Source organism: Streptomyces sp. NPDC056580 (assembly GCF_042793175.1).
Classification (GTDB): Bacteria; Actinomycetota; Actinomycetes; order Streptomycetales; family Streptomycetaceae; genus Streptomyces.
Window position 1 is genome coordinate 718,908 of sequence record NZ_JBHTVE010000001.1, and the last position, 12,439, is coordinate 731,346.

At 74.1% G+C, this 12,439-nt stretch carries 14 protein-coding genes; 8 read left to right on the top strand and 6 right to left on the bottom strand.

Annotated features, from left to right (window positions below; genetic code table 11):
* Nucleotides 1-16: 16 nt before the first annotated feature.
* Together tuf and ACFQ9Z_RS03425 are read right to left on the bottom strand one after the other, a co-directional pair.
* Nucleotides 17-1,192 carry an elongation factor Tu gene (tuf, locus tag ACFQ9Z_RS03420; RefSeq protein ID WP_383010145.1) on the bottom strand — a complete coding sequence of 392 codons (1,176 nt, stop codon included), beginning with the start codon at nucleotides 1,190-1,192 and terminating at the stop codon, nucleotides 17-19.
* A gap of 289 nt (nucleotides 1,193-1,481) precedes the next feature.
* The gene (locus tag ACFQ9Z_RS03425) at nucleotides 1,482-2,204 is read right to left on the bottom strand and encodes a DNA alkylation repair protein (protein WP_383010147.1); all 723 of its coding nucleotides are present in this window, start codon (nucleotides 2,202-2,204) and stop codon (nucleotides 1,482-1,484) included.
* A gap of 159 nt (nucleotides 2,205-2,363) precedes the next feature.
* Between ACFQ9Z_RS03425 and ACFQ9Z_RS03430 the strand changes: the two genes are divergently transcribed.
* A complete protein-coding gene (locus ACFQ9Z_RS03430) occupies nucleotides 2,364-3,146 on the top strand; it encodes a TVP38/TMEM64 family protein (protein WP_383010149.1) in 783 nt (260 codons plus the stop codon).
* Between the two features lie 22 nt (nucleotides 3,147-3,168).
* On the opposite strand, the gene ACFQ9Z_RS03435 is transcribed toward ACFQ9Z_RS03430, so the two are convergent.
* Nucleotides 3,169-4,338 (bottom strand): thiolase family protein, encoded by a 1,170-nt coding sequence (locus ACFQ9Z_RS03435; RefSeq protein WP_383010151.1) that lies wholly within the window; start codon nucleotides 4,336-4,338, stop codon nucleotides 3,169-3,171.
* A 118-nt stretch (nucleotides 4,339-4,456) separates the two neighbouring features.
* Between ACFQ9Z_RS03435 and ACFQ9Z_RS03440 the strand changes: the two genes are divergently transcribed.
* From ACFQ9Z_RS03440 to lnt, 6 genes are all read left to right on the top strand, one after another.
* The gene (locus tag ACFQ9Z_RS03440) at nucleotides 4,457-4,927 is read left to right on the top strand and encodes a winged helix-turn-helix transcriptional regulator (protein ID WP_383010153.1); all 471 of its coding nucleotides are present in this window, start codon (nucleotides 4,457-4,459) and stop codon (nucleotides 4,925-4,927) included.
* A 129-nt stretch (nucleotides 4,928-5,056) separates the two neighbouring features.
* Nucleotides 5,057-5,932 carry an undecaprenyl-diphosphate phosphatase gene (locus tag ACFQ9Z_RS03445; RefSeq protein ID WP_383010155.1) on the top strand — a complete coding sequence of 292 codons (876 nt, stop codon included), beginning with the start codon at nucleotides 5,057-5,059 and terminating at the stop codon, nucleotides 5,930-5,932.
* Between the two features lie 83 nt (nucleotides 5,933-6,015).
* Nucleotides 6,016-6,195: a hypothetical protein gene (locus ACFQ9Z_RS03450; protein ID WP_383010157.1), complete on the top strand. Its 180-nt coding sequence runs from the start codon at nucleotides 6,016-6,018 to the stop codon at nucleotides 6,193-6,195.
* A 51-nt stretch (nucleotides 6,196-6,246) separates the two neighbouring features.
* Nucleotides 6,247-7,233 carry a phosphotransferase family protein gene (locus tag ACFQ9Z_RS03455; protein ID WP_383010159.1) on the top strand — a complete coding sequence of 329 codons (987 nt, stop codon included), beginning with the start codon at nucleotides 6,247-6,249 and terminating at the stop codon, nucleotides 7,231-7,233.
* A gap of 103 nt (nucleotides 7,234-7,336) precedes the next feature.
* Nucleotides 7,337-7,819: a nuclear transport factor 2 family protein gene (locus ACFQ9Z_RS03460; RefSeq protein ID WP_383010161.1), complete on the top strand. Its 483-nt coding sequence runs from the start codon at nucleotides 7,337-7,339 to the stop codon at nucleotides 7,817-7,819.
* Between the two features lie 82 nt (nucleotides 7,820-7,901).
* Nucleotides 7,902-9,476, top strand: coding sequence for an apolipoprotein N-acyltransferase (lnt, locus tag ACFQ9Z_RS03465; protein ID WP_383010163.1), 1,575 nt, complete (start codon nucleotides 7,902-7,904; stop codon nucleotides 9,474-9,476).
* Here lnt and ACFQ9Z_RS03470 read toward each other — a convergent pair.
* Nucleotides 9,394-10,305 (bottom strand): Gfo/Idh/MocA family protein, encoded by a 912-nt coding sequence (locus tag ACFQ9Z_RS03470; RefSeq protein WP_383010165.1) that lies wholly within the window; start codon nucleotides 10,303-10,305, stop codon nucleotides 9,394-9,396. The two genes, lnt and ACFQ9Z_RS03470, sit on opposite strands and share 83 nt — an antisense overlap.
* Nucleotides 10,306-10,579: 274 nt before the next feature.
* Between ACFQ9Z_RS03470 and ACFQ9Z_RS03475 the strand changes: the two genes are divergently transcribed.
* Nucleotides 10,580-11,044 (top strand): hypothetical protein, encoded by a 465-nt coding sequence (locus ACFQ9Z_RS03475; RefSeq protein ID WP_383010167.1) that lies wholly within the window; start codon nucleotides 10,580-10,582, stop codon nucleotides 11,042-11,044.
* Nucleotides 11,045-11,067: 23 nt separating this feature from the next.
* Here the strand turns inward: ACFQ9Z_RS03475 and ACFQ9Z_RS03480 are convergent, their stop codons facing one another.
* Entirely contained in the window at nucleotides 11,068-11,586 is a 519-nt protein-coding gene (locus ACFQ9Z_RS03480) for a hypothetical protein (protein ID WP_383010169.1), read from the bottom strand.
* A gap of 118 nt (nucleotides 11,587-11,704) precedes the next feature.
* Complete coding sequence (gene ung, locus ACFQ9Z_RS03485; protein ID WP_383010171.1) at nucleotides 11,705-12,388, bottom strand: uracil-DNA glycosylase; 684 nt, start codon at nucleotides 12,386-12,388, stop codon at nucleotides 11,705-11,707.
* Nucleotides 12,389-12,439: the final 51 nt, after the last annotated feature.

Here is a 12,439-nt window from a genome sequence, read left to right on the forward strand (position 1 = left end):
GGGCCCCGCGCCCCCGTCACCGGGAGCCGACGGACAGGACCGTCCCGGCGCCCACGGTCCGGCCGCCCTCGCGGACGGCGAACCCGAGCCCCGGCTCGAGCGGCACCTCCCGCCCCAGCTCCACGGTCATCTCGACCGTCTCACCGGGCCGGGCGACCGCGGTCTCCCCGAGGTCGACGTCCCCGGCCACGTCGGCGGTGCGGATGTGGAACTGCGGCCGGTATCCCGTCGACAGCGGGGTCGCACGGCCGCCCTCGCGCGCCGACAGCACGTACACCCGCGCCACGAAGCCGCGTGCGGGCACCACGCTTCCCGGCGCCGCCACGACGTGCCCGCGCCGCACCGCGTCGCGCGGCACACCCCGCAGCAGCAGGGCCACGTTGTCCCCGGCCTGCGCCTCCCGCATCGGCCTGCCGAACGTCTCCAGCCCGGTGACCACGCTCTCCACGTCCGCGCCGAGCACCGCCACCCGGTCCCCCGGGCGTACCGTCCCGCGCTCGACGGCTCCGGTGACGACCGTGCCCCGCCCGGTGATGGTGAGCACGTTCTCCACCGGCAGCAGGAACGGCGCGTCCAGGTAGCGCTCGGGCATCGGGACGTAGGTGTCCACCGCGTCGAGCAGCGCCTCCACGGACGCCGTCCAGCGCGGGTCGCCCTCGAGGGCCCTGAGCCCCGAGACCCGCACGACGGGCACCGAGTCGCCCGGGTAGCCCTGCGCGCTGAGCAGGTCGCGGACCTCCAGCTCGACCAGGTCGGTGAGCTCCTCGTCGCCCGCGTCGGCCTTGTTGAGGGCGACGACGATGTGGTCGACGCCCACCTGGCGGGCCAGCAGCACGTGTTCGGCGGTCTGCGGCATGATCCCGTCGAGCGCGGAGACGACGAGGATCGCCCCGTCGAGCTGCGCGGCGCCGGTGACCATGTTCTTGACGTAGTCGGCGTGACCCGGCATGTCGACGTGGGCGTAGTGCCGGGTGTCGGTCTCGTACTCGACGTGCGCGATGTTGATGGTGATGCCGCGGGCGGCCTCCTCCGGGGCGCGGTCGATGCGGTCGAAGGGCACGAACGTCCCGGTGCCGCGCTCGGCGAGGACCTTGGTGATGGCGGCGGTCAGGGTGGTCTTGCCGTGGTCGACGTGGCCCATCGTGCCGATGTTGAGGTGCGGCTTGGTGCGCACGTACACCGTCTTGGACATGGCTGTACCTCGAAGCCTCTCAGCCGTAAGGGAGTTCGGGACCCCTGGGAACCGGCCGACCCTCCCCCTGCGGGGTCCGCCGGTCGTACCGGAGAGGGTCAGCTTCGGGCGCCGCCGGCGACGGCCGCGAGGAGCGGGACGGCAGCCTTCGGGGCATCCGCGACGGCGGATGCTGCGAGGAGGAAGGCGTACCGGAACATGACGACGATCATCGCCGACGATTTGTCCGGCGTCGAATGGTTTTCCGGGCCGTGCCCCGCCGGGCCGTGCCGGCGCGCCTCGCGTCCCCTCAGGGCCCGACGTTCCTCAGCGCCTCACGGACCGTCAGCGGGGCGAACCGGCCCCGCTCCCGTGCCAGGAACTCCCGCACGGCCGCCGGATCGGTCCTGGCGTACTCGCGCAGCGCCCACCCGATGGCCTTGCGGACGAAGAAGTCCGGGTGCCCGGACTGCAGCAGGCAGTAGGCGAAGAGCCGGCCGGTGTCGGTGCGCTCCTTGTACCGGAGCTGGTGCAGCAGGGCCGTGCGCGCCACCCAGAGGTCGGCGTCGGCGATCCAGGCGTCCATGTCGGCGGTGAGCGCCGGGTCGGCCGCGACCAGGGCGCCGACGAGGTGCGCGGCGAGCGCGTCGACGGTGTCCCACCACGGCACGGTGGTGACCAGGTGCCGGGCCACGGGCAGGAACCCGGAGGAGCAGCGGGCCGCGTGCCGGCGCAGGTAGTCCACCGCGAAGTAGTGGTACTCGCGTTCGGGCAGCCGCCAGCAGCGCAGGGCGATCGCGGCGCAGTCGGCCTCGCCGGGGCGCGGGACGCCGGCCAGGACGGTGCGGGACAGCGCGCGGCGGGCCGGGGTGGGGATGCCGAGGAAGGGCGCCACGTCCTTCATGTACGCCCGCATCGCCGCCGCCCGCCCGGGGTCGGCCGCGGGGGCGTACACGGCGGTCAGCCGCTCCAGCACGGCGTCGGCGAGGGCGCTGCGCGGCACGTGCGGCGGGGCGGGGGACGCGGCGGTCATGGGCCGAACGATACGGCGGCCCCCGCGGCCCGGGCGGGGAGGTGGCCGCGGTGACCCGGGGGCGGCCGGGCGACCGCCGGGTTGCGCCACCCGGCTGTCCCGCCGCCGGTGAGACGGACCATACGGCGATCACATGTGTTCGTCGGTTACTGTCACCGGATGCTCGATGCCACCAACCGCTCTGGGGGCACCGCCCTGGCCTCTCCCCGGGCCGCCGCCACGGAGCTCGCCGTTCCCCCGGCGACCGTACCGTCCCTGCCCCGCGCGGGGTTCGCCGTCCGCTGCACACGCGTGCTGCTGTCGCCGTACGCCCGTCTGTCCCTGCTGCTGGTGCTGCTCGCGGGCGCCGCGGCGGGAGTGCTGGCCTTCGAGCCGCAGCGGCTGCTGACGCACGGCTGGCCGCCGCAGCTCGGCGGGGCCGCCGCGGCCGTGGTGTTCGCGGCGGCGTACGGGCTGTGCACGGTGGCGTTCATCCCGCGACCGCTGCTGAACCTGGCGGCCGGCGCCCTGTTCGGCTCCGAACTGGGGGTGGCGGCGGCGCTGGCGGGCACGGTGCTGGGGGCCGGGCTGGCCTTCGGGCTCGGCCGGGTGCTCGGACAGGAGGCGCTGCGGCCGCTGCTGCGGGGGCGCTGGCTGAAGGCTGCCGACGGACAGCTCAGCCGCCACGGCTTCCGGTCCATGATGGTGGCCCGGCTCTTCCCGGGCGTGCCCTTCTGGGCGGCGAACTACTGCGCCGCCGTCTCCCGGATGGGCTGGCTGCCGTTCCTGCTGGCGACGGCGCTCGGCTCGATCCCGAACACCGCCGCCTACGCGGTGGCCGGCGCCCGCGCCTCGGCGCCGACCTCCCCCGCTTTCCTGATCGCGATGGCCTGCATCGCCGTACCGGCCCTGGCGGGCACGGTGGTGGCCTGGCGCAAGCGCCACCAGTTGCGGGCCCGCTGACCCGGCGCGGCCAACGGCCCCGTCAGACGCCTTCCAGGATCATGGCGTTGGCGAGGCCGCCCGCCTCGCACATGGTCTGCAGGGCGTAGCGGGCGCCGCGCTCGCGCATGGCGTGGACCAGGGTGGTGGTGAGCCGGGTGCCGCTGGCGCCGAGCGGGTGGCCGAGGGCGATGGCGCCGCCGTGCACGTTGACCCGGGCCGGATCGGCGCCCGTCTCCTGCTGCCAGGCCAGGACCACGCTCGCGAAGGCCTCGTTGACCTCGAACAGGTCGATGTCGTCCAGGCCGAGCCCGGCGCGGCGCAGCACCTTCTCGGTCGCCGGGAGCACGCCGGTGAGCATCAGCAGCGGGTCGGATCCGGTGACGGCGAAGCTGTGCAGCCGGGCGAGCGGGCGCAGGCCGAGGCGGGCGGCCGTCTCGCTGGAGGTGATCAGCACGGCGGAGGCGCCGTCGTTCAGGGGGCTCGCGTTGCCCGCGGTGACGTTCCACTCGATCTGCGGGAAGCGCTCGGCGAAGCCGGCGTCGTAGTAGGCGGGCTTGAGACCGGCGAGGATCTCCGGGGTGCTGCCGGGCCGTACGCACTCGTCTCGGGACACGCCGTCCAGGGGCGCGACCTCGGCGTCGAACAGGCCTGCCTGCCACGCGGCGGCGGCCTTCCGGTGCGAGGAGACCGCGAACTCGTCCATCCGCGCCCGCGTGACGGACCACTTGGCGGCGATGAGTTCGGCGCTGACGCCCTGCGGGACCAGGCCCTCCGGGTACCGCTCGGCGACGCCCGGGCCGAACGGGTCCGCGCCGGCCGGCACGTTGGACCACATCGGCACCCGGCTCATCGACTCGACGCCGCAGGCGACGGCCAGGTCGTACGCGCCGGAGATGACGCCCTGCGCGGCGAAGTGCACGGCCTGCTGGGAGGAGCCGCACTGGCGGTCCACCGTGGTCGCCGGGACCGCCTCGGGGAAGCCTGCGGCGAGGACGGCGTACCGGGTGGTGTTCATGGCCTGCTCGCCGACCTGGTCGACGGTGCCGCCGATCACGTCGTCGATGAGTGCGGGGTCGACGCCGGAGCGCTCGACCAGGGTGCGCAGGGTGTGGGCGAGGAGCTGGACGGGGTGGACGTGGGCGAGGGAGCCGTTCGGCCTGCCCTTGCCGATGGGGGTGCGTACGGCTTCGACGATGACTGCGTCGCGCATGGTGCGGGCCTCCCGCGATGCCTGAGCGTTCGCACGCTCGACTACTGGTGAGTAGGAAATCCGAACTCACCATAGCCTGGTGGGTTGGAAAAACAAACCCTCACCTAGACTGGGCCGCATGGCCGCCACGAAGGACCCGCGCCCCTGCTCCATCGCCGACGCCCTGGCGCTGGTCGGCGAGAAGTACTCACTGCTCGTGCTCCGGGAGGTGTGCCTGGGCAACGGGCGCTTCGACCAACTGGTGCGCAACATCGGCGCGCCCCGCGACGTCCTGGCCACCCGGCTGCGCCGGCTCGTGGACGCGGGGATCCTCGTCAAGCGCGCCTACAGCGAGCGCCCGCAGCGCTTCGAGTACCGGCCGACGCAGGCGGGGCTGGAGCTGGAACCGGTCCTGATGACCCTCAAGGAGTGGGGCGACCGCCATCTGCGCGGCGGCGTCGACCTCCCCATGGTGGTCGAGCACCGCTGCGGCAGCGAACTGGTCCCCCAGGTGACGTGCCGGGCCTGCGGCGACCCGGTACGGCACGAGGACCTGACGGCTCATCCGCAGTCCCCCGGCTGGACCGTCGCCGGACCGGCCACGGCCTGAACCGCACGGACCGGGCGCGGCCCGCACGCCTGCCGAACCCCTGTGCCCGGCCCGTCACCCGCGCCCGCTACGCTGCCTTCGTCGCATGATCACCTCGTATCCCCTTCAGCGCTTGGACGCCTCACCTCCATGTCTTGGTTTGAATCCCTCGTCCTCGGACTCGTCCAGGGGCTGACCGAGTTCCTGCCCGTCTCCTCCAGCGCGCACCTGCGGCTGACCGCGGCCTTCTCGGGCTGGGAGGACCCCGGGGCGGCCTTCACGGCGATCACGCAGATCGGCACGGAGGCGGCGGTGCTGATCTACTTCCGCAAGGACATCGGCCGGATCGTCTCCGCCTGGTTCCGGTCGCTGTTCGACAAGGCGATGCGGCGGGACCACGACGCCCAGATGGGGTGGCTGGTGATCGTCGGCTCGATCCCGATCGGGCTGCTCGGCGTGACGCTGAAGGACCAGATCGAGGGTCCGTTCCGCGATCTGCGGATCACCGCGACGATGCTCATCGTCGTCGGCGTGGTCATAGGCATAGCCGACCGGCTGGCGGCCCGGGACGAGCAGGGCGGCCGGCACCGGGCGCCCAAGCAGCGCAAGACCCTGGAGAGCCTCGGCGTCAAGGACGGCCTGATCTTCGGCCTATGCCAGGCCTGCGCCCTCATCCCCGGCGTCTCCCGCTCCGGCGCCACCATCAGCGGCGGCCTGTTCATGGGCTACCGGCGTGAGGCCGCGGCCCGTTACTCCTTCCTGCTGGCCATCCCGGCGGTGCTGGCGTCCGGCGTGTTCGAGGTGAAGGACTCGGTGGGCGGCGGAGAAGTCGCCTGGGGGCCCACCCTGTTCGCGACGGCGATCGCGTTCGCGTCCGGCTACGCGGTGATCGCCTGGTTCATGAAGTGGATTTCCAGCAAGAGCTTCATGCCGTTCGTCTGGTACCGCGTCGCCCTCGGCATCGTCATCATCGCGCTGGTGACGACGGGTGTACTGAGCCCGCACGCGGCCGAATCCGCGAGCTGAGCACGCCGGGCACCGGCCAACCTGTGTGGCGTGAGTAGCCGATCGGTAGCGCAGTGTCAGTGTTTGCCCCTAGGCTGGGCCGCATGTCCCCCGATTTCATGCCCCGTGGTTCCGTGCGCTCCGCCGCCGAGCTGAACGAGCGGATCCGGGCGCTCTGGCTGCGCGCGGGCGGCACCCTGTCGCCTCAGGAGCGCGCGGAGTACGAGCTGTTGGTGGTCGAGTGGGCGCACGCCGTCCGCGGCCGTGTCATCGAGGCGGCCTGAGGCGGAGTCCGCGACGGGAGCGGGCCGGCGCCGGACCGGTATGTTCTTCGGATGCGAAGACTCGCGGAGACCGAGGAGTTGTCCGAGCCGGTGCGCGAGGCGCTCGGACCGGGTTGCCGCGCGGTCGCGGTGGAGCGGCTGCGCGGCGGCAGCAGGAAGGGCGTGTACCGGGTCCGGGTCGACGGCGCACCGGTGGCGCAGGTGATCGTCTACCGCTGGGCCGGGACGGAGGACTTCTGGCCCGTCCGGGCCGGCGTCGGCCCGGACGACCCGTTCGCGCCGGCCTCCGGGCTGGCCCCGTTCCTGGCCGCCCGGCAGACCCTGGACGGCCTGGGGGTACGGGTTCCGCGGGTGCTCCTGGCGGACGGCGGACGACAGCGGTATCCGGCGGACGTGGCCGTGGTCGAGGACGTCTCCGAGGACACCCTCGAAGCGCTCTTCGAGTCCGACCCCGTCCGCGCGGCGGCCGCCCTGGAGGACCTGGCGGCGGCGACGGACGCCATGCACCGGCACCACGCCCCGCGGTACGGCCGGGTGGACCTGCTGCCGGCCGGCGGCACCGCGACCGGGGTCTCCTGCGAACAGCTGGTCCTCGACCGCGCCCTGTCCGATCTCGCGGAGGCCGCGGGCCGTGACGGCCGGATCGCCGCGGTGGAGGACCGCCTGCGCGACCGTCTCCACCACCTGGCCGCGCTGGTGCCCCCACGAGCCGAGTACGGGCTGATCCACGGCGAACTGGGACCCGACCACGTCATGGTCGACGCCGACGGCCGCGCGGTGCTGATCGACATCGAGGGCCTCATGCACTTCGACGTCGAATGGGAGCACGTCTTCCTCCGGCTCCGCTTCGGCGAGCGCTACCCCGTGCTGTCCCGCCCGGGCCTCGATCCCCGGCGGACGGACCTCTACGCACTCGCCATGCGCCTGTCCCTGGTCGCCGGCCCGCTGCGGCTGCTCGACGGCGACTTCCCCGACCGGGCCGCCATGACGCGGATCGCCGAGCACAACCTGACCGGGGCCCTGGCCCTCCTGCCCTGAGCACCGTGCCCGCGGGCCCCTGACGCGTCCCGTGGTAGGACACGCGCACCACGTTGCCGCCCATACCCTTGGCACCGGGCCCCGCTTGCCCAACACTGTGCCGATGACGCAGCGTGTGGAGCTCGCGACCGTGATGGACAGGCTGGCCGTGGACGAGACGGTCACCGAGTACGCGGTGGCGATGGACGACGGGGACTGGACCGCCTACCGGGAGCTGTTCACGGCGGACGGGCGGGCCGACTACCGCTCCGCCGGCGGCATCGAGGGCGAGGCCGGCCGGGTGGCCGGGTGGCTCGAGGGGAGCCTGGAGCCGTTCGGGATGCGCCAGCACCTGATCGTCAACCGCCGGGTGCGGTTCGCCGTCCACGAGCACGACACCGGGGACACCGCCCGGGTGCGGGCCGACTACGTCAGCCCGCTGCGCCTGGCCGGCGACGGCGGCTCCGGCGCCCCCGACCTGGTGTGCGGCGGCCGGTACGACTTCGCGCTGCTGCGCACGCCGGACGGCTGGCGGCTGAGCCGGGTCGTGGCGCACGAGAAGTGGCGCCGGACGTCCGGGCGGGGCCCGGCCGCCGGTTCCGGGTGAGCCGCGGGGCGCCCCGGCGCCCCCTGTCGGAGATCGCTTCCCGCGCGCACACTGGAGGCAGCGCTGGGTAGGGAGACTCCTCATGAGGACGATCGACCACTGGCTCACCTCCCCCTGGCGGCGCTCCGGCGTCGCCGCCCTGGCGGGCGCCCTGCCCGTGTTCGCGTTCCCGGCGCCCGCGCTGTGGTGGTTCGCGTACGTGGCCCTGGTGCCCTGGATCCTGCTGGCGCGCTCCGCGCCGACCGCACGGCGGGCGGCGTACGACGGCTGGTGCGGCGGCTTCGGGTTCATGGTGGCCGTGCACCACTGGCTGCTGCCGAGCCTGCACGTGTTCATCTTCCTGATAGCCGCGCTGATGGGCGTGCTCTGGGCGCCCTGGGGCCGGCTTGTCCGCCGGTTCCTCGGCGGCGTCCCGTCACCGGGGCGGGGCGCGGCCGCGCTGCTGGTGCTGCCCTCGGCGTGGCTGGCGGTGGAACTGGTCCGCTCCTGGCAGGGACTCGGCGGTCCCTGGGGGATGCTCGGCTCCAGCCAGTGGCAGGTGGCACCGGCGCTGCGGCTGGCCTCGGTCGGCGGGGTGTGGCTGCTCAGCTTCCTGGTGGTGGCCGTCAACGTGGCGGTCGCGGTACTGGTGTCGGTGCGCCAGTCGCGGTTGCCGGCGGTGGCCGCACTGGTGGCCACCGCCGCGGCGACCTCGGCCGCCTGGGCCTGGGCGCCTCGCCCGGACGCCGACGGCGGGGTGCGGATAGCCGTCGTGCAGCCCGGTGTCGTCGGCGGGCGGGACAGCGCCGAGAAGCGCTTCGACCGCGAGGAACGGCTGACCGAGCGACTCGCCGGACAGGGCGTCGACCTGGTGGTGTGGGGCGAGAGCAGCGTCGGCTTCGACCTGAACGACCGGCCCGACCTGGCCCGGCGGATCGCCGCGCTGTCCCGGCGGACGGGCGCCGATCTGCTGGTCAACGTGGACGCCCGGCGCTCCGACCGGCCGGGCATCTACAAGAGCTCGGTGCTCGTCGGGGCGAACGGCCCGACGGGCGGGCGCTACGACAAGATGCGGCTCATCCCCTTCGGCGAGTACATCCCGGCCCGCTCCCTGCTGGGCTGGGCCACCTCGGTGGGCAGGGCGGCCGGCGAGGACCGGCGGCGCGGCACCGAGCAGGTCGTGATGAACGCCGGGCACGGGCTGCGGATCGGCCCGCTGATCTGCTTCGAGACGGCCTTCCCCGACATGAGCCGCAGGCTGGCCGCGGACGGCGCGGACGTGCTGCTCGGCCAGTCCTCCACCTCGACCTTCCAGGGGAGCTGGGCCCCGGAGCAGCACGCCTCGCTGGCCGCGCTGCGGGCCGCGGAGACCGGACGCCCCATGGTCCACTCGACGCTGACCGGTGTCTCCGCCGTGTACGGCCCGGCCGGCCGGCGCCTCGGCCCGTGGCTCGGCACCGACGCGAGCACCACCCACGTCTACGAGGTGCCGCTGGCCCACGGGATCACGCCGTACGTCCGCTACGGCGACTGGCCCGTGCACGGCGCGCTGCTGATCCTGGCGGCGCTGTGCGTGGGCGAGGGCGTACGGGCGCTCAGGCTGCGGCGGACCGGTCCAGAACCGCTCGTACCACGCGCTCGCACAGCTCATGGGTCGCCAGTGCGTCACGGGCGCTGAGCACCTTGCGGGCCCGCACCGCGTCGAGGAAGCCGAGCACCGCCTGCTCTATGCCGCGCTGCCGCGCCACCGGCACCCAGTCACCGCGCCGGCGCACCGTCGGCTGCCCCCGGTGGTCGATCACCTCGGCCAGGTTGAGCACCTGGCGCCGGGTGTCCTGCCCGGAGACCTCGAGTATCTCCTCGGCCGAGCCGCTGAGCCGGTTCATCACGCCGAGCGCGGTGAAACCGTCCCCGGCGAGCTGGAGCACGACGTGGTGCAGCAGACCGCCCTCGACGCGGGCCCGCACGGTCACGTCGTCGACCACGCCCGGCACCAGGAAGCGCAGCGTGTCGACGACGTGGATGAAGTCGTCGAGGACCATGGAGCGCGGTTCCTCGGGCAGCCCGATCCGGTTCTTCTGCATGAGGATCAGCTCGCGCGGGTGGTCCAGGCACTGCGCGTAGGCCGGGGCGTGGCGGCGGTTGAAACCGACGGCCAGCGACACGTTCCGGCGCTCGGCGAGCGCCACCAGCCGCTCGGAGTCGGCGAGTTCGTAGGCGAGCGGCTTGTCCACGTAGGTGGGCACGCCCGCCTCCAGCAGCCGGGTGACGATGTCCGGGTGGACGGCGGTCGGCGCGTGCACGAAGGCCGCGTCCAGGTCCGCCGCGAGCAGGGAGTCCAGGGTGGTGTGGCGCCGGTCGTCCGGCAGGTGGAGCGAGTCGGCGACCCGGGTGAGGGTGGCGGGCGTCCGGGTCTGCAGGTGCAGTTCGACGCCCGGCTGCGTGCCCAGCACCGGCAGGTAGGCCTTCTGCGCGATGTCCCCGAGTCCGATGCAGCCGACCCTCACGTGCTCTCCCCTACCGGTTGCCTGCGGATGCCCTGCGGGAAGCATACGGGGGCGGCCGGCCTGCGCCGCCCGGGCCCGTCCGCTCGCACCGGCCGGGCCGCGCCGGTCCGGTCCGGCCGCGCCGCTCCGGTCCGTGAGGGTCCGGCCGCACCCCCGCCGGGCGTCAGCCTCGGGGCGCCGGGGCCCTCCGTACGGGGCACGAGATCACCCGTGCGGGGCATCAACCCCCCGTACGCGGTGTCGGCGCGGCTGTGGACCCAGCAGAGTTGCACGGGTGCATCGAACGACGACCACCACAGCGCTCCTGGTCACCGTGGCCGTCTCGGCCCTCTCCGGCTGTGTCACGGTACAGCGCCCGGTGACCTCCGGCCCCCCGCCGGACACCGTGTCCTCGCAGCGGACCGCTCCGCGTCCGGACGGCAGTGCCGCGCCGCGGGTGGTGCAGGCCCCGGCGCGGGAGGCACTGGAGATGGCCGGCCCGTCCCGGCGGCCGCGGCACGGGGAGCCGGACGCCCGGCGCCCGACGCCCGCGGCTCCACCGGTCACCCGCCGTCCGGCCGCCCCGCCCGCGCCCGTCCTGCCGCACCATGAGCCCCCGCGCCGGCAGGGCGGCCGCCTGCCGGGCGCGGCGCAGCCGCTGCCGCAGGCGCCGGACGTGTGCGCCCTCGGCAGGCAGTACGGCGGCTGGCGCGGCGGCAGCCCGGAGTCGGAGATCTGCGAGCAGGCCTACGGTCGCTGACCGCCGCAGCGGCCGGCACCGGGCTAACCGGTGGGCCGCTGCCGCGGCGGCCCCCAGGAGTCGCCGGTGCCGCCGTCCTCACCGAGCCGCAGCTCAAGGCGGCTGATCGCCGCCCGCACCCCGTCGCCGTAGCCGTCGTCGGACAGCGAGCCGGCGGTGCGGCGGGCCCGGCCCAGATGGCTGCGGGCGGCCTCGGCCTGGCCCAGCCGGGCGTAGTCGGCGGCCAGGTTGAGGTGGAGGGACGGGATGAAGCCGCGGACGCTGACCGGGTCACCGGCGCCGCGGCCGTCCGCCAGTTCCTCGGCCGCCGACAACGCCCGCAGGTCCCATGCCAGTTCGTCGGCCGGGTCGTCCTGGGTGTCGGCCAGGTAGTGGGCCAGGGTGCAGCGGTGCAGCGGCGCGCCGTCCTCGCCGATCTCCGCCCAGAGCTGGAGGAGGCGGCGGCGGGCCTCCTCGCGGTCGCCGCCGCGGTGCAGCATCACGACCTGACCGATCCGCGTCAGCAGGGCGTCCGGCGCCGCCTGCTCCTGTCGCTCCGCCACCGCGTCCTCCGGCCGTCGTCGGCTGTCGGGTCACCGTCCGCTCCGACGCTAACCGCAGGCACCGGCGATCCGGGGCAGGCGGCCCCGTACGACACGGGACCGCCCGCTGCCATTCGGGTCAGCCCAGGTCGGGGATCCGCCAGTCGATGGGCTCGTGCCCCTGTGCGGCCACGGCCTCGTTGATCTGGGTGAAGGGGCGGGAGCCGAAGAACTTCTTCGCCGACAGCGGTGAGGGGTGCGCGCCCTTCACCACCGCGTGCCGGGTCTCGTCGATCAGCGGGAGCTTCTTCTGCGCGTAGTTGCCCCACAGCACGAAGACCGCCGGGTCGGGACGGGAGGCCACCGCGCGGATCACCGCGTCCGTGAACTTCTCCCAGCCCTTGCCCTTGTGCGAGTTCGCCTCCCCGGCGCGGACCGTGAGCACCGCGTTGAGCAGCAGCACGCCCTGCTCGGCCCACGGCATCAGGTAGCCGTTGTCCGGGACGGGCAGGCCCAGCTCCTCCTTCATCTCCTTGTAGATGTTCCGCAGCGAGGGCGGGGTCCTCACACCGGGCCGGACCGAGAAGCACAGACCGTGGCCCTGGCCCTCGCCGTGGTACGGGTCCTGGCCGAGGACGAGCACCTTGACCTTGTCGTACGGCGTCGCGGCGAGGGCGGCGAAGACCTCCTCGCGCGGCGGGTAGACGGGGCCCCTCGCCCGCTCCTCCTCGACGAACTCGGTCAGCTCCTTGAAGTAGGGCTGCTGCAGTTCGTCACCCAGAACCCCGCGCCAGGACTCGGGCAGCATGGCGGTGTCGGTCACGTCAACGTCCTCACGATGTGCGGTCACTTCGGTTCTCAGAACCTACAGGCG